The 21,610-nt window shown below is 60.5% G+C and carries 20 protein-coding genes; 13 read left to right on the plus strand and 7 right to left on the minus strand.

Features of this window, described 5'->3' with window-relative positions:
- Window positions 1–207: 207 nt before the first annotated feature.
- Together KFS80_RS15920 and dinG are read right to left on the minus strand one after the other, a co-directional pair.
- On the minus strand, window positions 208–2,679 hold the full coding sequence (locus tag KFS80_RS15920; protein ID WP_212545293.1) for a beta-galactosidase: 2,472 nt from the start codon (window positions 2,677–2,679) through the stop codon (window positions 208–210).
- Between the two features lie 95 nt (window positions 2,680–2,774).
- Window positions 2,775–4,919, minus strand: coding sequence for an ATP-dependent DNA helicase DinG (dinG, locus tag KFS80_RS15925; RefSeq protein ID WP_008085357.1), 2,145 nt, complete (start codon window positions 4,917–4,919; stop codon window positions 2,775–2,777).
- A 99-nt stretch (window positions 4,920–5,018) separates the two neighbouring features.
- Between dinG and KFS80_RS15930 the strand changes: the two genes are divergently transcribed.
- On the plus strand, window positions 5,019–5,477 hold the full coding sequence (locus KFS80_RS15930) for a CopD family protein (protein ID WP_212545294.1): 459 nt from the start codon (window positions 5,019–5,021) through the stop codon (window positions 5,475–5,477).
- 173 nt (window positions 5,478–5,650) lie between these two features.
- Here KFS80_RS15930 and KFS80_RS15935 read toward each other — a convergent pair whose 3' ends face one another.
- The 4 genes from KFS80_RS15935 to KFS80_RS15950 all read right to left on the minus strand — a co-directional run bounded on the left by KFS80_RS15935 (window position 5,651) and on the right by KFS80_RS15950 (window position 8,352).
- Window positions 5,651–6,409, minus strand: coding sequence for a collagen-like triple helix repeat-containing protein (locus KFS80_RS15935; RefSeq protein ID WP_212545295.1), 759 nt, complete (start codon window positions 6,407–6,409; stop codon window positions 5,651–5,653).
- The gene (locus tag KFS80_RS15940; protein WP_053117797.1) at window positions 6,402–6,683 is read right to left on the minus strand and encodes a DUF1145 domain-containing protein; all 282 of its coding nucleotides are present in this window, start codon (window positions 6,681–6,683) and stop codon (window positions 6,402–6,404) included. The genes KFS80_RS15935 and KFS80_RS15940 overlap by 8 nt, the downstream gene beginning before the upstream one ends.
- Before the next feature lie 162 nt (window positions 6,684–6,845).
- The gene (locus tag KFS80_RS15945) at window positions 6,846–7,568 is read right to left on the minus strand and encodes a PA1041 family peptidoglycan-binding anchor lipoprotein (protein WP_212545296.1); all 723 of its coding nucleotides are present in this window, start codon (window positions 7,566–7,568) and stop codon (window positions 6,846–6,848) included.
- Between the two features lie 88 nt (window positions 7,569–7,656).
- Window positions 7,657–8,352, minus strand: a complete 696-nt coding sequence (locus KFS80_RS15950; protein ID WP_053117794.1) for a PA1041 family peptidoglycan-binding anchor lipoprotein — start codon at window positions 8,350–8,352, stop codon at window positions 7,657–7,659.
- 199 nt (window positions 8,353–8,551) lie between these two features.
- Here KFS80_RS15950 and KFS80_RS15955 point away from each other — a divergent pair, with 199 nt between their 5' ends.
- From KFS80_RS15955 to KFS80_RS15970, 4 genes are all read left to right on the plus strand, one after another.
- Window positions 8,552–9,049, plus strand: coding sequence for a DUF6231 family protein (locus KFS80_RS15955; RefSeq protein WP_159815023.1), 498 nt, complete (start codon window positions 8,552–8,554; stop codon window positions 9,047–9,049).
- 4 nt (window positions 9,050–9,053) lie between these two features.
- Window positions 9,054–9,530 (plus strand): YchJ family protein, encoded by a 477-nt coding sequence (locus tag KFS80_RS15960; RefSeq protein ID WP_053117790.1) that lies wholly within the window; start codon window positions 9,054–9,056, stop codon window positions 9,528–9,530.
- Between the two features lie 119 nt (window positions 9,531–9,649).
- Window positions 9,650–10,144, plus strand: coding sequence for an LEA/WHy family protein (locus KFS80_RS15965; RefSeq protein ID WP_212545297.1), 495 nt, complete (start codon window positions 9,650–9,652; stop codon window positions 10,142–10,144).
- A complete protein-coding gene (locus KFS80_RS15970; protein WP_008083915.1) occupies window positions 10,141–10,350 on the plus strand; it encodes an SEC-C metal-binding domain-containing protein in 210 nt (69 codons plus the stop codon). The genes KFS80_RS15965 and KFS80_RS15970 overlap by 4 nt, the downstream gene beginning before the upstream one ends.
- Before the next feature lie 269 nt (window positions 10,351–10,619).
- Here KFS80_RS15970 and KFS80_RS15975 read toward each other — a convergent pair whose 3' ends face one another.
- Window positions 10,620–11,177, minus strand: coding sequence for a cysteine hydrolase family protein (locus KFS80_RS15975; protein WP_212545348.1), 558 nt, complete (start codon window positions 11,175–11,177; stop codon window positions 10,620–10,622).
- Between the two features lie 147 nt (window positions 11,178–11,324).
- Between KFS80_RS15975 and KFS80_RS15980 the strand changes: the two genes are divergently transcribed.
- The 8 genes from KFS80_RS15980 to KFS80_RS16015 all read left to right on the plus strand — a co-directional run bounded on the left by KFS80_RS15980 (window position 11,325) and on the right by KFS80_RS16015 (window position 21,604).
- Window positions 11,325–11,969: a glutathione binding-like protein gene (locus KFS80_RS15980; RefSeq protein WP_053117786.1), complete on the plus strand. Its 645-nt coding sequence runs from the start codon at window positions 11,325–11,327 to the stop codon at window positions 11,967–11,969.
- 191 nt (window positions 11,970–12,160) lie between these two features.
- Entirely contained in the window at window positions 12,161–14,611 is a 2,451-nt protein-coding gene (locus KFS80_RS15985) for a penicillin acylase family protein (protein WP_212545298.1), read from the plus strand.
- Between the two features lie 526 nt (window positions 14,612–15,137).
- Window positions 15,138–16,172: a ligase-associated DNA damage response exonuclease gene (locus KFS80_RS15990; RefSeq protein ID WP_212545299.1), complete on the plus strand. Its 1,035-nt coding sequence runs from the start codon at window positions 15,138–15,140 to the stop codon at window positions 16,170–16,172.
- Window positions 16,169–17,857 carry an ATP-dependent DNA ligase gene (locus tag KFS80_RS15995; RefSeq protein WP_053117779.1) on the plus strand — a complete coding sequence of 563 codons (1,689 nt, stop codon included), beginning with the start codon at window positions 16,169–16,171 and terminating at the stop codon, window positions 17,855–17,857. Before KFS80_RS15990 ends, KFS80_RS15995 begins: the two co-directional genes overlap by 4 nt.
- 325 nt (window positions 17,858–18,182) lie before the next feature.
- Window positions 18,183–18,965 (plus strand): transporter substrate-binding domain-containing protein, encoded by a 783-nt coding sequence (locus tag KFS80_RS16000; protein WP_008083900.1) that lies wholly within the window; start codon window positions 18,183–18,185, stop codon window positions 18,963–18,965.
- A 56-nt stretch (window positions 18,966–19,021) separates the two neighbouring features.
- Entirely contained in the window at window positions 19,022–19,750 is a 729-nt protein-coding gene (locus tag KFS80_RS16005; protein ID WP_008083898.1) for an ABC transporter permease, read from the plus strand.
- Window positions 19,747–20,457, plus strand: a complete 711-nt coding sequence (locus KFS80_RS16010) for an ABC transporter permease (RefSeq protein ID WP_158832068.1) — start codon at window positions 19,747–19,749, stop codon at window positions 20,455–20,457. The genes KFS80_RS16005 and KFS80_RS16010 overlap by 4 nt, the downstream gene beginning before the upstream one ends.
- 28 nt (window positions 20,458–20,485) lie before the next feature.
- A complete protein-coding gene (locus KFS80_RS16015; RefSeq protein ID WP_212545300.1) occupies window positions 20,486–21,604 on the plus strand; it encodes a succinylglutamate desuccinylase/aspartoacylase family protein in 1,119 nt (372 codons plus the stop codon).
- Window positions 21,605–21,610: the final 6 nt, after the last annotated feature.

The following is a 21,610-nucleotide window of genomic DNA, read 5'->3' on the forward strand; positions in this document are numbered from 1 at the left end:
GCGAAAACGCTCTACAAAGTGGCCCGCATTGTTCCAGCCCTTGAGGGATTTGGGAACAGCTGCGGGCTAGACGGTTATTTCAGATTTTGGGTTGAGGCGACTGACGCCTTCGCGAGCAAGCCCGCTCCCACAGGGGATCTCGATAGCACCAAAGATCCCCTGTGGGAGCGGGCTTGCTCGCGAAGAACGATAACGCGGTATCACGCCTTAATGACCATTCCCCGAATGCCCACCCGCATGCCCTGCCCCGGCGCCCTTGCCGGCCTCGCCTTTGCGGCCACCTTCAGCTTCATGCACCGGCGCTTTCTGCGCCTGCTGACCCAACTGATCCATCGCCTGCAAATTGCTCTTGCGCACGGTTTCAACAAAGCCCTGATACGGCAGATCCGTCACGCCCACCAGACCAAAGTGGCCATTCTCGCCATCGAGCAGACGCCCGGTCACCGGTTGATCCAGATACTGGAACCAATGCACGCCGACGATCGACGGTTCACTCAGCGCTTGTTTGAGGAAATTGGCATATGCCGGCCCGCGATCTTCTTCCTTGCTCAGTTGCGTCACGCCGCCCCAGAACGGGCCGCGATCAGCCGAGCCAAAGTTGAATTCGGTAATTAGCACCGGTTTGTCCAACGCCCCCAGCGCGGCAAAGTCATAGCCATCCTGCGGCTTGAGCGTGTACATGTTGAAGCTCAGCACATCGCAATACTGCGCGCAGGACGCCACGGCTTCCGGGGTGCTGGTGGCGAAGCGACCGCCCAACAGCATCTGGTTGGGCGCGTGCCATTTCAGCGAATCAGAGATGGTCTTGAAGTAGGTGTCGGCGAAGACTTTCTGGAAATATTTGAAGTCGGCCTCGATTTCCGGGTGCTCGGGGTTCGGCAGCGGCGGCACGAACCCCGGGTCTTCCATCAATTCCCACGCTGGCAGATCAATGCCCCACGCCTTCGACAGGCCCGCCTGATTGCGATACTTGTCGCGCAATTGCTTGAGGAATGCGCGTTTGGCCGGCACGTCGGTGGTCATTTTCAACGTACCGTAGGCCAGCGCGTAACGGGATTTCGCATCGTCGCCCGGGCCGGCCCAAGCCAGTTCGTTGTCGGCGTAGTAGCCGATCAGCCATGGATCGTCGCGGTGATCGCGAGCAGCGATGGCCACGGCACGCTCGGTGGCCATGGCGAAACGCGGGTCGAACGGATCGGGCATGCCGCCCCACCAGTCGCTGCCGGTGCTGATGCTGGTGTAATCGCCGACGATCGACAGCGGCAAGGTGTACGGCACGCGCTCGGCGTCACTCAGCGAATCGGCACTCCAGTTGCCGACCGTGTTGAAGCCCCAGGCTTGCAGGCGATCGAGCGTGTGGTTGGCCCACTGTTGCTCATCAATAGTTGCTTTGCACGGCGCGGCAGCCTTTTCCGTGGCCACTTGCACGGTTTCAGTCTTGGCCGCTTCGGCGACGCCGGACTTCGGCTCTGCCGGCACAGCGGCAGGTTCTGCGGCTTTGGCGGCGGCGGTTTCAGTGGCTTCAGCCTTCGCCGCAGCAGCGACGCCGGATTTGCCCTCGCTGTCCGCTTTGCACGGTTCGCCGTACACACGCTGCAAGTTGGCGCCGTAGAAATCGTACCAGCGGCCATTGCCGTAGCCACGACCTTGATCAACACCATTGCCGCCACGGTTGTCGCCTTCACCAAAGTGACTGGCCAACGGCTCATCCGGTTTCGGCAAGGATTCGAACATGAACTCGCGACCTGCCACGTACGTCTGGCTGACGTCGGGGCTGACGGTGTTGACGCCGAGGGAGTAGAACGGATGCCCCTCAGGCGTGACCAGATACCAACGACCGTCGCGTTTTTCGGTGCGGAAGAAGCCGCTGGCCTTGAACGCCGGGCCTTTGTTCCAGCCACCAAACTTGTCCAGCGAGGACTTCTCGCGCTCGGCCAGCCAGGTTTTCAGCTGTTGCTGTTCCTTGGCGGCAGCGGATTTCAGTTGTTCGTCGTTGGCGATTTTTTCCGGCCATTTGCTGCGAGTCGATTGCCCATAAGCGTCGACCAGATTGCCGTACACCGCTTGGCTGACCAACTCGCCGTCCTGCACGCCGAAACGCTCAAGCAGCAAGCTCTGCGCGACTTTCGGCTGATCCATCGACAGACTCACCGATACCACTTGGCTGCGATCAATCTCACCGCTGCTCGCGGCCAGCAAAATGCGCTGACCGTCGACGGTCATCGGCATCGGCGGCCCGGCTTTCATGCCCTGGCTCAGCGGCGTCGACGCCACCAGCGGCACCAGCAAGGTCTGCGCAGGGCCGGCCGGCAGGTCGACGCGGCTGACCAGTGTGCGGCCGTCATTGCTCTGTATTTGCACATAGACCGTCACGGCCCAGTTCATCGCGCTCTGCAGACGCAGGCTCATCATGCCCGACTGCGACCAGTCCCAAGCACCGGTCTGCGGGGTCAGACGCAGGGTCGGACGGGCCACCGGGTTGAACGTCACCCGGCGCAGCACTTCGCCTTCTGCGGTTTGCTCAGCGTTGGCTTGCGGCAGATCGGCGTTTTCGGTGGTGACTTTGACCACGTCCGCCGGGCGGACAAAGTTGAACAGGGTCTGCTGACCGGCAGGCGCTGCCATCAGAGGGGCAGCGAAGATCAAGGCGAAAACGGCAGGCAGCGAACGGCGGATCATAAGAACGGAGTTCTCCCTAACGACCAATAATGGCCAATGGAAAAGCGATGGCAGAGAGATAGACAACACGGCGGGCAAAACTGCCCACCGATGTCTCAGGATATTTCACGACGGAAGGGCGGCAACGCATTGAGGATCGCCTTGCCGTAGCGCTGGGTGACCAGGCGCCGATCCAGCAAGGTGATGGTGCCGCGGTCTTCCTCGGTACGCAGCAGACGACCGCAGGCCTGAACCAGTTTCAACGAGGCGTCGGGCACCGAGATTTCCATGAACGGATTGCCGCCACGGGCTTCGATCCATTCCGACAGCGCCGCTTCGACCGGATCGTCCGGCACCGAGAACGGAATCTTGGCGATGACCACGTGCTCGCAGTAAGCACCCGGCAAGTCGACGCCTTCGGCAAAACTGGCGAGACCGAACAGCACGCTGGAATCACCGCCATCGACGCGCGCCTTGTGCTTATTCAGGGTTTCCTGTTTCGACAGGTTGCCTTGAATGAACACTTGCTTGCGCCAGTCGCGGTCGAGGCCATCGAACACGTCCTGCATCTGTTTGCGCGAGGAGAACAGCACCAGCGTGCCGCGCGAGCCTTCGACCAGATCCGGCAGATCACGAATGATCGCGGCGGTGTGCGCGGGAGCATCACGCGGATCGGCTTTCAGATCCGGCACTCGCAGCACGCCGGCATCGGCGTGATGGAACGGGCTCGGCACCACGGCGGTGACGGCTTTTTTCGGCAAACCGGCGCGCATGCGGAAGCGGTCGAACGTGCCCAGCGCGGTCAGGGTTGCGGACGTAACGAGGCAACCGTAGGCGACGTTCCACAGGCTGCGGCGCAAGGTTTCGGCGGCCAGAATCGGGCTGGCGTTGACCTCGATGTCGAACAGCGAACCGCTTTCAGCCAAGGTCAGCCAACGCGCCATCGGCGGGCTGTCTTCCGGGTCTTCGGCGGTGAAGGCTGTCCACAATTCCCAGTTGCCGGAGGCGCGGGACAACAGGCTGCCGAACAGCGGATACCACTCTTCCGCCTGATTGCTGGCGATACCAATGTTGACCTCGCCGTCCATGCCTTCCTTGAGCAGGTCGGTCAGACGCGTGAACAGATCATTAAGGCGCGAGAAGCCTTTCTTCAGCTCGATGCCCATTTCGCGCATGTGTTCAGGAATCACCCCGGCAACGAACCGATGGCGCGGCCTTTCACGGCCCTCGACGTCTTCGCCGGGTTTAAAATCGGCGACCTGTTCGCAGGCGCTGAACATGAACTGCTGCTGCGCCTTGATCTCCCGCGCCAGCTCAGGCACTTGCTCGATCAACTTGCCGAGATCGCCCGGCAGCGGATGCTGGGCGAGCAGTTTGGTGAGGTTCTTGGCGGTGGTTTCCAGCCAGTCGGCGGTGGAACGCAGACGCGTGTAATGGGCGAAGTGGCCGATGGCCTTGTCCGGCAGGTGGTGACCTTCGTCGAACACGTAAATGGTGTCACGCGGATCGGGAAGCACCGCGCCGCCGCCCAATGCCAGGTCAGCCAACACCATGTCGTGGTTGGTGACGATCACGTCGACCTTGCCCATGCCTTCGCGGGCCTTATAGAAGGCGCACTGGCCGAAGTTCGGGCAATGACGGTTGGTGCACTGACTGTGATCGGTGGTCAGACGCGCCCAATCGGCATCTTCCAGCGCATTCGGCCAGCTGTCGCGGTCGCCGTCCCATTTATTGCCGGCGAGTTTCTCGATCATGCTGGTGAACAGCTTCTGACTGGCCTCGTCGACCTCGATCTTGAAGCCTTCTTCTTCGAACAGCTGGGCAGTGGCGGTTTGCGCGTGGCCTTCCTGCAAGAGCATGTCGAGTTTGGACAGGCACATGTAGCGGCCACGGCCCTTGGCCAGTGCGAAAGTGAAATTCAGCCCGCTGTTGCGCATCAGGTCGGGCAAATCCTTGTAGACGATCTGCTCTTGCAGCGCGACGGTCGCCGTGGCGATGACCAGACGCTTGCCGGCGGCTTTGGCCGTGGGGATCGCCGCCATGCTGTAGGCCACGGTCTTGCCGGTACCGGTGCCGGCTTCCACCGCAACAATTGCGGGGTCGCCACTGCGCCGGCCTTCGTCGTCGGTGTCGATATCCCCGAGGACTTTGGCGATTTCAGCGATCATCAGGCGCTGGCCGTAACGCGGCTTGAGGCTCTTGGCTTCAAGAAAACGCGAGTAGGCGCCCTGGATCGTGGTTTTGAGTTCAGTGCTGATCATTGAGTGTCGGGCGCAAAAAACGCTGGATAAATTTTCAGTGGTTTGGATCGGCGGCTATCATACCCCGCGAATCGATCCTGCGCAGAACGGAGTAACCCAATGACACTTTTTAGCCTCGTCTACCCCCTGCATGTCCTGTCCGCCCTGGTATGGGTCGGCGGCATGTTTTTCGCCTGGATGGTCTTGCGCCCCGCGACCGTGAAGGCCCTCGACGGCCCCGCCCGGCTGACCTTGTGGGTGGAAGTGTTTCAAGGTTTTTTCCGCTGGGTGTGGGTCGCGGTGATCCTGTTGCCGATTAGCGGCGTGGGCATGTTGCATCTGCAGCAGGTTGGGTTTGAGACCGCGCCGAAGTATGTGCAGGTGATGATCGGGTTGTACGTGGTGATGACGGCGCTGTTTATCCGCGCTCAAGGGCTGATGCTGCCGGAATTGCGCACGGCGGTGGACGCCAAGGACTGGCCGGCAGGTTCGGCGGTGCTGGGGCGGATTCGGCGGGTGGTGGGGATTAATTTGATTGTCGGGTTGGTGTTGGTGGCGATTGCGGCGGCGAGGCCGTGATCGTTCCCACGCTCTGCGTGGGAATGCCGCAAGGGACGCTCCGCGTCCAGTGACGCGGAGCGTCACGGGCTGTGTTCCCACGCAGAGCGTGGGAACAATCAGCCATGGATAGCGTGAGTCACCTCGGTCGGCTCCCTCTCCCGCCGGGAGAGGGCTGGGGTGAGGGTCTGCTTTTACAGGCGCTGAATAGTCACAGCCCCCGCCGCACCCACCGGCCCAGGCTGTCCATCCGCCCCGGCCTTGCCATTTTTGCCGCCATCGGCGCGATACACCAGGCAGCCCTTGGACTTGCCGCCCTTGCCTGCCTTGCCGCCGACACCCGCCGGGCCACCGTTGCCACCGGTCACATTGACCTTGATCAGCTCAGCCGGAAACTCGCGCGGCACTTCCAGCCGCACCAGCGCACCCGGTGCCCCCGGTTGGCCGTCAGCGCCGTCACTGCCATCAAAGCCATGCCCGGCCGAACCATAAGTGCAGCCCGGATCCTCACCGTTGCCGCCATCCAGACCGACAAACCCCGGCGCACCGGTGCCACCACGGGCATCGACCAACAGTTGCGGCGCGTTCAACGCTTTGAATTGCAGATTCAGATTGCGCCCCGCGCGCGCGGCTTTTTCATAAGTACCAGGAGCACCGCGTGCGGTGATCTGGCTGCCTTCGCTGAGTTCAGCGCGCGCCACTTTCATCTCCAGCGCCTGTTCCGCCGGGACGATGGCGATGCGTGCTTCATGACCCAGACGCAATTCGCCCACGGTCAGTTCGGTCACGTTCGATGGAATCAGCAACGTGCCGTAATCAGCCACGTCCAGACGTTCAAGTTGCAAGGTGCTGGTGGTGTTGGGCAGGCGCATCAGCGAGTTGGTTTCAACCGTCACCACTTGGGCGCAGGCCAAAGGGCTGATGAATGCAGCGAGCAGGCAAAGTTTACGCATGGGAAGAAGCCTCCGGAGCGGCCGGGGCCGGGATGGTTTGCAGATGGAATACGCCGAACAACAGGATGCGGCCACGGTCACGCCAAGGGTGTGGACGCCCCTTGAGGCTGCGATTGCACAGCAGCACTTCGAGCACGTGGATCAGCAACAACAGACCGCCAGCCAGATTGACCAGCAGGTGCAGCGGATGAACGAATGGCACCAGTTGATTGGCCAGCACCACGCAGCAGAACAGCAGGGTCAACAACCGCCCCAGCCCCCAGAACACTTTCATACGCTCCCCCGTGTTGCGAATTATTCTTTGGACGCACAGTAACGGCTTCTGCGGGGGATAAGCCAGAGGGGAAAAGAAAAAATCCAGACAAGTCGCCAAATGGCCGCCGGGTCAACGATGATCGAAGCCCGGCGGCTCTAGCCTGCGCCCTACAGACGCGTCCTAACGATTGATGTGCAATTCCACGCGACGGTTTTTCGCGCGGCCCTCATCGGTTGCGTTGTCAGCCACCGGTTCACTCTCGCCACGTCCTTCACTGGTGAGTTTATTCGGCGACAGACCCTGACTCAGCAAATACGAGGCGACACTGCTGGCGCGACGTTCCGACAGCGCCTGGTTGTAAGCGTCCGAACCTTTGCTGTCGGTATGACCGATGACCTTGATGCTCACCACGTCGGCATTACGCAGTTTGTCCATAACCGTATCGAGCTGGGCTTTGGCCGAAGGCGTCAGGTCAGACTTGTCAAAATCGAACAAGACATCGCCGGCATCGCTGAGGGTGATGACTTCAGTTTGCGGCACAGGCTCCGGTGTTTTTTCGGTGACCGGATATTGCGGCAACGGGCAGCCACGGTGATCGACCGGGGTATTGGCCGGTGTATCGGGGCAACGGTCGCGGCGGTCGAACACGCCATCGTCGTCTTCATCGCCATCCTGGGCGTAACAGATCAGTCCGCCGGCAAGAATCCCCAGCGCTGCGCCGCCACCGGCCCAGCCGCCACTTTCAATGGCGCCAAGACCGCCACCGACCAAGCCGCCAAGAAGGCTGCAGACCGGCCACGTACGTTGATTGAGGGGTGCAGTGCCATCGCTGTGCGTGGCGCAACCGGTGAGCAAACTGCCTAGCAGCAGAACCGGCAAGACGGACCTTGAGAAAACACTCATTTGAAAGCTCCTGTGTCACCGGCCCATACCGGTTACACAGGAGTAAAGACCCGCATCCGCGACTGCACAAGCCGCGGATGCGAGGGGGCTAGCGCTGGATTTTGATTTCGGTGCGACGGTTTTGCGCGCGACCGTCTGCCGTTTTGTTGTCAGCGACCGGCTGGCTTTCACCCAGACCCGAGACCGAAACGAAGCTGGCACGAGGCACACCCTGCTGGATCAGGTACTCCACCACCGAGTGCGCACGACGATCCGACAGTTTTTTGTTGTAGGCATCGCTGCCCACGCTGTCGGTGTGACCAGTGACGGTCAGTTGTGCAGTCGAGGATTCCTGTTTCAGGCGCGTCGCGACTTTATCGAGCACCTGTTTGTCAGGGCTGGTCAGCGTGGCTTTGTCGAACTGGAAGTGCACATCACGAATAACGATGGTTTCTTCTTTGACCACTACCGCTTCTTCAACCACGGGGGCTGGAGCCGGTGGTGGGCAGCCGTCAGCATCGACCTGCACGCCTTTTGGAGTGCCCGGGCACTTGTCGCGGCTGTCCGGCACACCATCGCCGTCTTCGTCGCCATCACCATGTACCCAGCAATACGCCGCTGCCGTACCGCCTACGATCAGCGCGCCGTAGCCCGCCCACGCCGAACTTTCCGTCGCGCCAAGACCGGCCCCGACGACACCACCGACCGCCGCACAGGTCGGCCAGTCGGTTTTCTGCAAACCTGCGCAACCCGTCAACACACTGGTTAGCAGAATCAAAGGTAATGCTGTCCGCACTATGCTCATCTGGTTTTCTCCTGAGGGATCGGCTTGAAACCGATTCAGGGAGTAAAGACCGGAGTTTTAATCTCCGCCAGCAATAGGCCACTGCTGTTTGCGACCGTGTTCACAGGACTTCGGCGCAATTGCCGCAAAGTCGCGGGACAGGGCTCTTTGCCGGCGCGGTCAGGCAGGCTAGTCTTGGCGGTCTGATTGAGGAGCTTCGATGAACGTCGCCATTTCTTCCCGCACGCCGCAACAGGCGTTGGCCGCTTTGCTGGATCGCTACGCGCCGGCGCGTTTGCTGTTGATCGGCGCCAGCGAATTCCCGGCCCTGACTGCTTTCAAGGAGGCGCACCCGGACTCCGTTGTCGCCCACGCCGCCCCCGGTGCGTTGCCCGCCGAACTGGCTGCGCAGCGTTTTGATCTGGCGCTGGTGGTCGATTGCCTGGAACATTTGCCCAAGCGCGATGGCCTGAATCTGTTGGGCGGGATTCGAAATTTAAATGCCAGCCGCATCGCGGTACTGGCAGATCTGTCGGCTTGCGGCTGGCAGGAAACCGATTTCTATTCGCTGGCCCTGCAAGCCAGCGAACGTTTTCAGCGCGACGATCAAGTGTTGACCCTGTTCACCTACGATCTGCTTGACTACAAACAAGTCCCCGACTGGCTCAACGCGCGGTTCTGGGCCAATCCGGAAAATTTCGGCAAATACTGGTGGTAATGCAATGAGTACAGCCATTTGCCCGTGCGGCAGCGGCAACCTGCTGGATGCCTGCTGCGGCCATTATCACGACGGCCTGCCGGCGCCCTGTGCCGAAGCTTTGATGCGCTCACGCTACAGCGCTTATGTGCTGGGCCTGATCGACTATCTGGTGGCGACCACCCTGCCCGCTCAGCAGGCGGGTCTGGATCGGCAGTCGATCAGCAACTGGAGCGCGCAGAGCACCTGGCTCGGCCTGGAAGTCGAGAGCTCGGAAGTCTTTGGTGGGCAGCCGGAACACGCCTTCGTCACCTTCACTGCGCGCTGGCACGACGATCAGGGTGAGCACAGCCATCGCGAGCGTTCCTCGTTTGTGCAGAACGCCGGGCGCTGGTATTTCATCGACCCGACGGTGCAATTGAAACTGGGGCGCAATGACAGCTGCCCATGCGCCAGCGGACAGAAGTTCAAGAAGTGCTGCGCGGGGTATTTCGGCGCTTGAGGTTGAAGATCAAAAGATCGCAGCCTTCGGCAGCTCCTACGGGGGACGCGATCTCCTGTAGGAGCTGCCGAAGGCTGCGATCTTTTAAGGCTAGACTGAGCACCAAAGGGAGTTATCACATGCTCGGTTGCAGGCGCACATTCCAATTCTTGATCCTCACGCTGTTCCTCAACCTCGGCGGCTGTGCCTCGTGGTTCAGCGACGACAGCGTCGACCCTGCCGTGCACTTGGTAAACGTCGAAGTGGTGCGGGCGAAACTGCTCGAGCAGAAATTCATCCTGCACTTTCGCGTCGACAATCCCAACGACAGCGACCTGACCGTGCGCGGCCTCGAATACCGCATTCATCTGGGCGATATGCTCTTGGCTGAAGGCGAGCATGAACACTGGTTCACCGTCGGGCCGAAGCACAGCGCGTACTTCAAGGTGCCGATCCGCACCAACCTGTGGCCGAAGGTCAAAGACGTGGTGAAACTGCTGAAAAAACCCGACCAGCAGATTCCTTATCGATTGCAGGGTGAAATGGAAACCGGTTTATTCATCGCCCACTACGTGCACCTTGAGCGCAATGGCGTGATAATCCCCGCCGATTTTATTCCGGAGCAACACCGATGACTCAGCAACCTCATGTCCATGGCCCTGACTGCAACCACGATCATGATCATGACCATCACCACGATCATGACCACGGTCACGTACACGGCCCGAACTGCGGCCACGCCCACCAGGAACCGGTGCGCAACGCCCTGAAAGACGTCGGCCGCAACGACCCGTGCCCATGCGGCAACGGCAAGAAATTCAAGAAGTGCCACGGGGCGTGATGCTCTGGGCAAAGAGCTTCTTCGCCTGATCTGACGCCTTCGCGAGCAAGCCCGCTCCCACAGTTGACCGCGTTCCTTCACTTGGAATGCATTTATTGTAGGAGTGAGCCTGCTCGCGATTGCGGTGTGTCAGTTGATGAATTTGTTACCTGACAAACTGCTATCGCGAGCAGGCTCACTCCTACAATTGACCGCGTTTCTTCAGGTGGAATGCAATCCCCTGTGGGGTTGAGCTTGCTCGCGAAGGGCCCGCACATTCACTACAGATATCAGCCCTCCGCCAATACCTGCGCCGCACTCACCACCGTCGCATACTCCCCCTGCAAATTCCCCAACGACATCCCGTGCACCTCTTCAGCCGTGCGCAACGTGCCGAAATAATCGGCCTTGTCGAAGGTAAAGCACGCATCCTCTGCCACCCACGTATCAAACCCCAGATTCCCCGCCGAACGCGCTGTCGATTCCACCGAGTTATTCGTCGCCACGCCAACAATGACCAACTGCCCAACCCCCGCCTCACGCAAACGCGCCGCCAGTCCGCCTACACAAAACGCATCCGGCACTTGTTTCTGAATCAGCCATTCAGCGTCCTGCGGCAAGAACCGTTGCTGAAACTCCACGCCTTCCTGCTCAGGCCAAAACACCGAGTCCGGTTCGCGCGACAGATGCTGCACATGAATCACCGGCCGCCCGCTGCGCCGCCAGAACCCCAGCAGATCAACAATTCTGTCTTCCGCCTGAGGATTATTCCGTCGCCCCAAATGCGGCTGCAGGATGCCTTTTTGCTGGTCGATGATGATCAGTGCTGCGTTGGCCTGAAGCTCCATGGCGATTTTTCTCACGGGCGGGTCATTGAATTCTGCGCAGTTCAGCATCACCTCCTGATAACAGGCAAGCTATCGAACGCACACGGGATCACCTGACGCTGGCGTTTGCTGTCCGCAAGTAAGCCATTTTCTGATTTGGAGCTTTCCATGATCGACCTGTATTACTGGACCACCCCCAACGGCCACAAGATTTCCCTGTTCCTCGAAGAAGCCGGCCTGCCCTACAAGGTTCACCCGATCAATATCAGTCAGGGTGAGCAGTTCCAGCCCCACTTTCTGAAAATTTCCCCGAACAACCGCATCCCGGCGATCGTCGATCATCAGCCGGTTGATGGCGGCGAGCCGTTGTCGGTGTTTGAATCCGGGGCGATTCTTCTGTATCTCGCGGAAAAAACCGGCCAGTTCCTGCCCAAGGATCTGCGCGGGCGGCAAACGGCGTTGCAGTGGTTGTTCTGGCAGATGGGCGGATTGGGGCCGATGGCCGGGCAGAATCATCACTTCAGCCAGTTTGCGCCGGAGAAAATTCCTTACGCGATCAAGCGCTACATTGATGAAACGGCGCGGTTGTATGGCGTATTGAACAAGCAATTGGCGGATAACGAGTTTGTTGCTGGCAGTGAATACAGCATTGCCGACATGGCGATTTATCCGTGGATCGTCTCGCACAAATGGCAGAGCCAGAACCTTGAAGACTTCCCGCATGTGCAACGCTGGTTCAACCACATCAAGGATCGCCCGGCGACGGTCAAGGCGTATGCGCTGGTGCAGAAGATCAATCCACCGAAATCCTGATTGAAGATCAAAAGATCGCAGCCTGCGGCAGCTCCTACATGGGAATGAATGCCTATGTAGGAGCTGCCGCAGGCTGCGATCTTTTCCATTCGACAGAAATACACAAATAACCCCCGCCCCCGCTTGCGCGGCACCCTCCTGCTCACTAACGTAGCGCCTTTACTGACGCTACCCCCCGCAGGAGCTTTGCCATGGCCTCGCCAGCCCTTACTCATTTTCTTCCCCGGTTCGGCGTTGCCGCAGCAGTGGCCGGTGTTTTGGGGCTGTCCGGTTGCCAGACCTGGAACGCTCAGGACACCCTCCCGCCGACCTCCGGCGTGCAACCGCTAAAGGGCCTGGCGCAGAATGTTTCGGTGCGACGCAATGCCATGGGCATGCCGTTGATCGAAAGTAATACCTTCCATGACGCACTGTTCAGCCTCGGCTACGTCCACGCCAGCGACCGGATCAACCAGATGGTCACCCTGCGCCTGCTGGCTCAGGGCCGTCTGGCGGAAATGTCCGGCGCCTCGATGCTCGACGCCGACCGCTACATGCGCGCGGTCAATCTGAAGAAAAGCGCCGCTGAGCTGTACAAGGCCTCGTCGCCACGCCTCAAGCGTTTCTTCGAAGTCTATGCGCGGGGCGTTAACGCTTACCTGTTCCGCTACGCCGACAAACTGCCGGGCGACCTCGCCTCCAGCGGCTACAAACCCGAATACTGGAAACCGGAAGATTCGGCGCTGATTTTCGCCCTGCTGAATTTCAGCCAGTCGGCCAACCTGCCGGAAGAAATCTCCTCGCTGGTGCTCGCGCAAACCGTGACCACCGACAAACTCGCCTGGCTAACGCCGTCGGCGCCGGACGAAAACCTGCCGCTGGCCGAAGCCGACAAGCTGCAAGGCCTCAAGCTCAACGGGCAGATTCCCGGCCTGACTGAACTGAGCAGCGCCAGCCAGCAATTGTCGACGCTGAACCTCTTGGGCGCGACGTCTTCGAACAACTGGGCGATCGCCCCGCAACGCAGCCGCAGCGGCAAAAGCATTCTCGCCAGCGACGCCCATGGGCCGCTCGCCGCGCCGTCGCTGTGGAGCTTCGTGCAGATCCGCGCACCGAAATATCAAGCCGCCGGTGTCACCGTTGCCGGTTTGCCGCTGGTACTGGGTGGTTTCAACGGCAAAGTCGCCTGGAGCATGACCAGCGTGCTTGGCGACAACCAGGATCTGTTCCTGGAAAAAATCCGTCGTCAGGGCAGCAGCCTGACCTACGAGGTCAACGGCAAATGGCAGCCGCTGGGCGTGCGCAACGAAACCTACTTCGTCAAAGGTCAGCGACCGATTCGCGAAGCGGTGTACGAAACCCGTCACGGTGCGTTGCTCAACAGTGCACAGGCAGCGGCGCAAGGCAGTGGCTACGGGCTGGCGTTACAAACGCCGAGCTTCACCGACGATAAATCGCTGGACGCATTTTTCGATCTGACCCGCGCGCAAACCGTGGAACGTGCCTCGGACGCCAGCCGTGAAATCCGCGCCATCGCCCTGAATCTGGTGTTCGCCGATGCGAGCAACATTGGCTGGCAAGTCACCGGGCGTTTCCCTAACCGTCGCGAAGGCGAAGGTTTGCTGCCCTCGCCGGGCTGGGAAGGTCGTTACGACTGGGACGGTTACGCCGACCCGATGCTGCACCCCTACGATCAGGATCCGGCGCAAGGTTGGCTCGGCACCGCCAACCAGCGCGTGATTCCTCACGGTTACGGCATGCAGCTGTCGAACTCGTGGGCCGCACCGGAGCGTGGCGAACGCCTGGCCGAACTGGCCGGCAGCGGCAAGCACGACAGCCGCAGCGTGATCGCCATGCAATACGACCAGACCACCACGTTTGCCGCCAAGCTGAAGAAAGTCTTCGAAGCGCCGGGCATGAAGCAGCCGCTGAAGCAGGCGATCGATGCCCTGCCGGAAGCCGACCGCAGCAAGGCCCGCGAGGCGTTCACACGATTGATGGCGTTCGACGGCAAGCTCAGCCCGACCTCGGCGGACGCGGCGATTTATGAGCTGTTTCTGCAAGAAAGCATGAAACAGATCTTCCTCGACGAACTCGGCCCGGAATCGAGCCCGGCGTGGAAGGCGTTTATCGCCAACGGCGATTTGTCCTACGCGGCGCAGGCCGATCATCTGTTGGGGCGTGAAGACAGTCCGTTCTGGGACGACATCCGCACACCGCAGAAAGAAGACAAAGCGCTGATTCTTGCCCGCAGCCTTGCGGCGGCGATCAGCGCTGGCGACAGTCAGTTGGGCGGCGATCACCGGGCCTGGCAGTGGGGCAAGTTGCACAGCTATGCCTGGAAAAACAGCAATGGTCAGACCGTGCGCGGCCCATTGGCGGCGGGCGGCGATCACACCACGTTGAACACGTCGGCATTCGCTTGGGGTCAGGACTTCAACACCACGCGCGCGCCGTCGATGCGTTTTATCGTCGACTTCGGCCAGACCGAACCGCTGATGGGGCAAAACGGTACGGGGCAATCGGGCAATCCGCAGAGCCCGAATTACCTGAACGGGATTGATCAGTGGTTGAAGGGGCAGTACATCGGGTTACCAATGCAGCCGCAGAACTTTGAGCGGGTGTATGGCAAAACCCGTTTGACCCTGACTCCCGGCAAGTAAATGCAATTCCCCTGTGGGAGCGGGCTTGCTCGCGAAGGCGTCGTGACAGTCAATACTTTTGGCGTCTGACACACCGCATTCGCGAGCAAGCCCGCTCCCACATTGGCTTTGTGTCGTCCTGAAAATAGAGGCAGCCGCAGAACTTTGAGCGGGTGTATGGCAAAACCCGTTTGACCCTGACTCCAGGGAAATAAGCCTGATGTCAAAAGCCCCTCACCCTAGCCCTCTCCCGGAGGGAGAGGGGACTGATTGGGGGTGGCCGAAGTTTTACGCCGACCTGGAGGTGCTGTGCTGAATCCGGGATTTGCTCGGTTCGTGTTTTTCCACATCCGGGATTTGCTCGGTTCGTGCAGTGCCAAATCCATAATCGACCCGGTTCTTCAGGTCGATGTCATTCGCCAGACACCTCGGTCGGCCCCCTCTCCCTCCGGGAGAGGGCTGGGGTGAGGGTGGCGCTTCAAAGTCGATAGAACTTCCAGCCCAGCGCCAGCCTCATAGCTAACAAGCCCCCCATTGTGGTCACGCCATGGACCTTGTTATCGCGCGTCCCGAAGGTCTTTATTGCCCTGCGGGTGATTTCTATATTGACCCCTGGCGCCCCGTCGAGCGCTCGGTGATCACCCATGCCCACGGTGATCACGCGCGCACCGGCAATCAGCATTACCTGTCCAGCAGCGCCAGCGAAGGGATTCTCCGCGCGCGTCTGGGTCAAGACATCAACCTGCAAACCCTCGACTATGGCCAACGCCTGACCCACCACGGCGTCACCCTCAGTTTCCACCCGGCCGGCCACGTGCTCGGTTCAGCACAAGTGCGCCTCGAATACGGTGGCGAAGTCTGGGTCGCGTCCGGCGATTACAAGATCGAACCGGACGGCACCTGCGCCCCCTTCGAACCGGTGCGCTGCCACACCTTCATCACTGAATCGACCTTCGGCCTGCCGATCTATCGCTGGCAGCCGCAAGCGCAGGTGTTCAGTGAAATCAATCAGTGGTGGTCAGCCAATATCGCCGCCGGCAAGGCCAGCGTGCTGTTCTGTTACTCGTTCGGCAAAGCCCAGCGAATCCTTCACGGCATCGACGAAAGCCTCGGCCCGATCCTCAGCCATGGCGCGGTCGAGCCGCTGAGCCGCGTGTACCGCGAGGCCGGCGTATACCTGCCGCCGACGATCTACGCCGGCGACGTCAGCAAAAACGATCCGCTCATGCGCCAAGCCCTGGTCATCGCCCCGCCTTCTGCTGGCGGCAGCAGCTGGATGCGCCGTTTCGGTGATTTCAGCGACGCCTTCGCCAGCGGCTGGATGCGCTTGCGCGGCACCCGTCGGCGGCGTGGTGTCGATCGCGGTTTTGTCCTCTCCGATCACGCCGACTGGCCCGGCCTGTTGTGGGCGATCAATCAAACCGGCGCCGAACGCGTGATGGTCACCCACGGCTCAATCGGCGTGCTGGTGCGCCACTTGCGTGAGCAAGGCCTCGACGCGCAAGGCTTCAACACCGAATACGGCGATGACGAGGAAGACAACATCGCCGCCGAACCCACCGTCGCCGAGACTCCGACATGAAAGCCTTCGCCGAGTTGTACGCCGAGCTCGACGCAACCACTTCCAGCAACGCCAAACTGGCGGCGATGCAAGCCTACTTCGCCCAGGCTGCACCGCAGGACGCGGCGTGGGCGGTGTATTTTTTGTCCGGCGGACGGCCTCGGCAATTGGTGCCGGTGCGGATTCTGCGCGAGATTGCCGTGGAAATGTCGGGCCTCGAACCGTGGCTTTTCGAGGAGAGCTATCAGTCGGTCGGCGATCTGGCGGAAACCATTTCGCTGGTGCTCCCGGAGAATCCGCACAGCTCTGAAGCCGGCCTCGCCGAATGGATCGAAGAAAAGCTGCTGCCGCTGCGTGGTGAAACACCCGAGTTTTTGAGCAGGCAACTGCCAACGCTGTGGGCGCAACTCGATCGATCAAGCCTGATGCTGTGCATCAAACTGATCACCGGCAGCTTCCGCGTCGGCGTGTCGAAATTGCTCGTCACCCGCGCGCTGGCGTCGATGGCCGGCCTGGACAGCAAACGCGTGGCGCAGCGGCTGGTGGGTTACACCGACCTGTCGAACCGCCCGAACGCCGCCAGTTACCTGAAACTGATTGCCCCGGAATCCGCCGACGAACACGCCCAACGCGGCGGTCAGCCCTATCCGTTTTTCCTCGCCCACGCGTTGTCGCAACCGGTTGAAGAATTTGAAGCGCTGATTGGCCCGGCCAGTAATTGGCAGATTGAATGGAAATGGGACGGCATCCGCGCGCAAGTGGTCAAACGCGACGGCAAATTGTGGGTGTGGTCACGCGGCGAAGAGCTGGTCACTGAACGTTTCCCCGAGCTGGATGTGCTGGTGCACGGCTTGCCCGACGGCACGGTGATCGACGGCGAAATCGTTGTGTGGAAAAGCACTCACCCGACCACCGAAGACGCCTTCGATCCGCAATCGACAGAGCCGCCAGCAGTGCAGCCGTTTGCCCTGCTGCAACAGCGCATCGGTCGCAAAACCCTCGACAAGAAAATCCTCGAAGAAGTACCGGTGGTGGTGCTCGCCTACGACTTGCTCGAATGGCAGGGCGAAGACTGGCGCAACCAGCCGCAGGCCAAACGTCGCGCGCAACTTGAAGAGGTGATCGCAAGGTGTAACAGCCCGGTGTTGCTACCCTCCCCCGTGTTGACCGGCAGCGACTGGTTCGACCTCGCCCGCCAGCGCGAAGCCTCTCGGCGACTGGGCGTGGAAGGCATGATGCTCAAGGCGCGGGATTCGCTGTATGGCGTCGGACGCACCAAGGACATGGGCGTGTGGTGGAAGTGGAAGGTTGATCCGTTCAGCGTCGACGCGGTGTTGATTTATGCGCAGCGCGGGCACGGTCGGCGCGCCAGTTTGTACAGCGATTACACCTTTGCCGTGTGGGACGGCCCGCCGGAGTCGAGCCAACGGGCGCTGGTGCCGTTTGCCAAGGCGTATTCGGGGCTGACGGATGCGGAGATGCGTCAGGTCGACAGCATTGTGCGCAAGACCACGGTGGAGAAATTTGGCCCGGTGAGTAGCGTGAAACCGAGTCTGGTGTTTGAGTTGGGCTTTGAAGGTATTGCCCTGTCGCGGCGGCACAAGAGCGGGATCGCGGTGCGTTTTCCGAGGATGTTGCGCTGGCGGCAGGATAAAACCGTGGAAGAAGCGGATAGCCTCGCGACCTTGCAAGATCTGTTGGCCTGACCCCAATCTCCCGGACATTGATCGTTCCCACGCTCCGCGTGGGAATGCAGCCTGGGATGCTCCGCGTCCCCCCAAAAGCCAAACGCGGAGCGTCCGTTGAGGCATTCCCACGCAGAGCGTGGGAACGATCAGCCACAAAACAGTGCATGCTTTCTGCGATGCCCATTTCCGGGCATTCAATCGCCCTCATCCCTCCCCGCCCAACCTTTTAAAACACTTGTTCGGGACTATGGTTCGGAAATTGCTACTTTCTATAGGTCGTACGCGTTCCAGTAACAATAATTCTGCGCCACAAGCGCTCATATTGGTTCTTAGGGATTGAATAATGAAAAAAGCATTGCTGACCCTTTCTGCACTGGCGTTGTGCATGGCCGCTGGCTCCGCGCTGGCCAAGGAATACAAAGAGCTGCGCTTTGGCGTTGACCCTTCGTATGCACCGTTTGAGTCGAAAGCGGCCGACGGCAGCCTGGTGGGCTTCGACATCGACCTGGGCAACGCGATCTGCGCCGAACTGAAGGTCAAGTGCAAGTGGGTCGAAAGTGACTTCGACGGCATGATTCCGGGCCTCAAGGCCAACAAATTCGACGGTGTGATCTCGTCGATGACCGTGACCCCGGCCCGCGAGAAAGTCATCGACTTCTCCAGCGAGCTGTTCTCCGGCCCGACCGCTTATGTGTCGAAAAAAGGTTCGGGTATCACTGCCGACGTTGCATCGCTGAAGGGTAAAACCGTTGGCTACGAGCAAGGCACCATTCAGGAAGCCTACGCCAAAGCCGTGCTGGACAAGGCCGGCGTGAAAACCCAGGCCTATCAGAACCAGGATCAGGTGTATTCCGACCTGACCTCCGGCCGTCTCGACGCCGGTATCCAGGACATGCTGCAAGCCGAACTGGGTTTCCTGAAGTCGCCACAGGGCGCCGACTATGACGTCAGCAAGCCAGTCGACAACGAATTGCTGCCAGCCAAAACCGCTGTCGGTATTAAGAAAGGTAACACTGAGCTGAAGGCGCTTTTAGATAAAGGTATCAAAGCGTTACACGATGACGGCAAATACGCCGAGATTCAAAAGAAACACTTTGGCGATCTGAATCTGTACAGCGGCAAATAATGCCCCGGCGCCCATCCTCGATGGGCGCCTTTTCCATCCGCTCAGGTTGCTGATTTATGTTCGAAACCCTCCTGCAAAATCTGGGGCTCTCTGCCTTCAGCCTCAAGGGCTTTGGTCCTTTGCTGCTGGAAGGCACCTGGATGACCATCAAATTATCGGCGTTGTCGCTGCTGGTGGCCGTGTTGCTCGGCCTGCTCGGCGCCAGTGCCAAGCTGTCAAAGATCAAACTGGTGCGCCTGCCCGCCCAGCTCTACACCACGCTGATTCGCGGGGTGCCGGATCTGGTGCTGATGCTGCTGATTTTCTACAGCCTGCAAACCTGGCTGACGTCCCTGACTGACTACATGGAATGGGAATACATCGAGATCAACCCGTTCAGCGCCGGGGTGCTGACTCTGGGCTTCATTTATGGCGCGTATTTCACCGAGACTTTCCGAGGCGCGATTCTCGCGGTGCCGCGCGGTCAGGTTGAAGCTGCGACCGCCTATGGCCTCAAACGCGGTCAGCGCTTTCGCTACGTGGTGTTTCCGCAAATGATGCGCTTCGCCCTGCCGGGCATCGGCAACAACTGGATGGTCATGCTCAAGGCCACCGCGCTGGTGTCGATCATCGGCCTCGCCGATCTGGTCAAAGCCGCGCAGGACGCCGGTAAAAGCACCTATCAACTGTTCTACTTTCTGGTACTCGCCGCGTTGATTTATCTGCTGATCACCAGTGCGTCGAACTTCATTCTGCGCTGGCTCGAACGCCGTTACGCCGCCGGTTCCCGGGAGGCCGTACGATGATCGAACTTCTGCAGGAATACTGGCGCGCCTTCCTTTATACCGACGGCCAGAACATCACCGGGCTGGCGATGACGATGTGGCTGCTCACGGCCTCAATCGTTATCGGTTTCCTTGTGTCGATTCCGTTGTCGATCGCGCGGGTGTCGCCGCACTTCTACATTCGCTGGCCGGTGCAGTTCTACACCTACCTGTTCCGGGGCACGCCGCTGTATATCCAGTTGCTGATTTGCTACACCGGGATCTATAGCCTCGCCGCCGTGCGTGCGCAGCCGATTCTCGATAGCTTCTTTCGCGACGCGATGAACTGCACGATCCTCGCCTTCGCCCTCAACACTTGCGCTTACACCACGGAGATTTTCGCCGGGGCGATCCGCAGCATGAACCACGGCGAAGTCGAAGCGGCCAAGGCCTATGGTCTGACAGGCTGGAAGCTTTATGCCTACGTGATCATGCCGTCGGCCTTGCGCCGTTCGTTGCCTTACTACAGCAACGAAGTGATCCTTATGCTGCACTCGACCACGGTGGCTTTCACCGCGACCATCCCCGACATCCTGAAAGTCGCGCGGGACGCCAACTCGGCGACCTTTCTGACCTTTCAGTCGTTCGGCATCGCCGCGCTGATCTACCTGACCATTACCTTTGCGCTGGTCGGCCTATTCCGCCTTGCCGAACGCCGATGGCTGGCCTTCCTCGGCCCGACTCACTAGGATCGGCCCCAGAAAAAAAGAGATGCCAATGCGCCACCTGATCCATGACTTGCTGGCCCCGCTGCCGGGGACTGCGCGACAGATTCACAGCTTCCACTTCGGCCCGGAGCAGGCCAAGGGCAAGGTTTACATTCAGTCTTCGCTGCACGCCGACGAACTGCCGGGCATGCTCGTCGCCTGGCACCTCAAGCAGCGACTGGCGGAGCTGGAAGCCGCCGGCCGCCTGCGCAGCCAGATCGTGCTGGTGCCAGTGGCCAACCCGGTCGGCCTCGAACAAGTGCTGATGGACGTGCCGCTGGGCCGTTACGAACTGGAGAGCGGGCAGAATTTCAACCGCTGGTTCGTCGACCTCAGTGAAGAGATTGGCAACGCCATCGAGGGCAAGCTCAGCGACGATCCGCAGCACAACCTCGAACTGATCCGCAGCCATCTGCGCGACGCCCTCGCCCGCCAGACCGCCACCACGCAACTGCAATCGCAGCGCCTGACCCTGCAACGGCTGGCCTGCGATGCGGACATGGTGCTGGACTTGCACTGCGATTTCGAATCGGTGGTGCACCTCTACACCACGCCCGAAGCGTGGCCGCAGGTCGAACCGCTGGCGCGCTACATCGAATCCCAGGCGAGCCTGTTGGCCACCGATTCCGGCGGCCAGTCGTTCGACGAATGCTTCACTCTGCTGTGGTGGCAACTGAAGGAACGCTTCGGCGAACACTTCGAGATTCCGCTCGGCAGTTTTTCGGTGACCGTCGAGTTGCGCGGTCAGGGTGACGTCAATCACCCGATGGCCAGCCGCGACTGCCAGGCGTTGATCGACTACTTGATTCAGTCCGATGCGATCGTTGGTGAAACCAAACCGCAACCGCCGCTGCCGTATCCCGCTACGCCACTGGCGGGCGTGGAACCGGTGACCACGCCGGTCGGCGGCTTGCTGGTGTACACGGCGGTTGCCGGCCAATACCTGGAAGCGGGGCAGCAGATCGCCGAAATCATCGACCCGATCCACGACCGCATCACCCCTATTCATAGCTCGACTGCCGGGCTGATGTACGCCCGCTCGCTGCGCCGCATGGCCACCGCGGGCATGGTCATCGCCCACGTGGCGGGCGCCGAAGCCTATCGCAGCGGCTACCTACTTTCGCCTTGAGGATGT

The sequence above is a fragment of the Pseudomonas rustica genome (genome assembly GCF_018336155.1).
Taxonomy (GTDB): Bacteria; Pseudomonadota; Gammaproteobacteria; order Pseudomonadales; family Pseudomonadaceae; genus Aquipseudomonas; species Aquipseudomonas rustica.

Coding starts and splice junctions, on each gene's coding strand:
- KFS80_RS15920 (WP_212545293.1), bottom strand. CDS start 2,679: ATGATCCGCCGTTCGCTGCCTGCCGTTTTCGCCTTGATCTTCGCTGCC.
- dinG (WP_008085357.1), bottom strand. CDS start 4,919: ATGATCAGCACTGAACTCAAAACCACGATCCAGGGCGCCTACTCGCGT.
- KFS80_RS15930 (WP_212545294.1), top strand. CDS start 5,019: ATGACACTTTTTAGCCTCGTCTACCCCCTGCATGTCCTGTCCGCCCTG.
- KFS80_RS15935 (WP_212545295.1), bottom strand. CDS start 6,409: ATGCGTAAACTTTGCCTGCTCGCTGCATTCATCAGCCCTTTGGCCTGC.
- KFS80_RS15940 (WP_053117797.1), bottom strand. CDS start 6,683: ATGAAAGTGTTCTGGGGGCTGGGGCGGTTGTTGACCCTGCTGTTCTGC.
- KFS80_RS15945 (WP_212545296.1), bottom strand. CDS start 7,568: ATGAGTGTTTTCTCAAGGTCCGTCTTGCCGGTTCTGCTGCTAGGCAGT.
- KFS80_RS15950 (WP_053117794.1), bottom strand. CDS start 8,352: ATGAGCATAGTGCGGACAGCATTACCTTTGATTCTGCTAACCAGTGTG.
- KFS80_RS15955 (WP_159815023.1), top strand. CDS start 8,552: ATGAACGTCGCCATTTCTTCCCGCACGCCGCAACAGGCGTTGGCCGCT.
- KFS80_RS15960 (WP_053117790.1), top strand. CDS start 9,054: ATGAGTACAGCCATTTGCCCGTGCGGCAGCGGCAACCTGCTGGATGCC.
- KFS80_RS15965 (WP_212545297.1), top strand. CDS start 9,650: ATGCTCGGTTGCAGGCGCACATTCCAATTCTTGATCCTCACGCTGTTC.
- KFS80_RS15970 (WP_008083915.1), top strand. CDS start 10,141: ATGACTCAGCAACCTCATGTCCATGGCCCTGACTGCAACCACGATCAT.
- KFS80_RS15975 (WP_212545348.1), bottom strand. CDS start 11,177: ATGGAGCTTCAGGCCAACGCAGCACTGATCATCATCGACCAGCAAAAA.
- KFS80_RS15980 (WP_053117786.1), top strand. CDS start 11,325: ATGATCGACCTGTATTACTGGACCACCCCCAACGGCCACAAGATTTCC.
- KFS80_RS15985 (WP_212545298.1), top strand. CDS start 12,161: ATGGCCTCGCCAGCCCTTACTCATTTTCTTCCCCGGTTCGGCGTTGCC.
- KFS80_RS15990 (WP_212545299.1), top strand. CDS start 15,138: ATGGACCTTGTTATCGCGCGTCCCGAAGGTCTTTATTGCCCTGCGGGT.
- KFS80_RS15995 (WP_053117779.1), top strand. CDS start 16,169: ATGAAAGCCTTCGCCGAGTTGTACGCCGAGCTCGACGCAACCACTTCC.
- KFS80_RS16000 (WP_008083900.1), top strand. CDS start 18,183: ATGAAAAAAGCATTGCTGACCCTTTCTGCACTGGCGTTGTGCATGGCC.
- KFS80_RS16005 (WP_008083898.1), top strand. CDS start 19,022: ATGTTCGAAACCCTCCTGCAAAATCTGGGGCTCTCTGCCTTCAGCCTC.
- KFS80_RS16010 (WP_158832068.1), top strand. CDS start 19,747: ATGATCGAACTTCTGCAGGAATACTGGCGCGCCTTCCTTTATACCGAC.
- KFS80_RS16015 (WP_212545300.1), top strand. CDS start 20,486: ATGCGCCACCTGATCCATGACTTGCTGGCCCCGCTGCCGGGGACTGCG.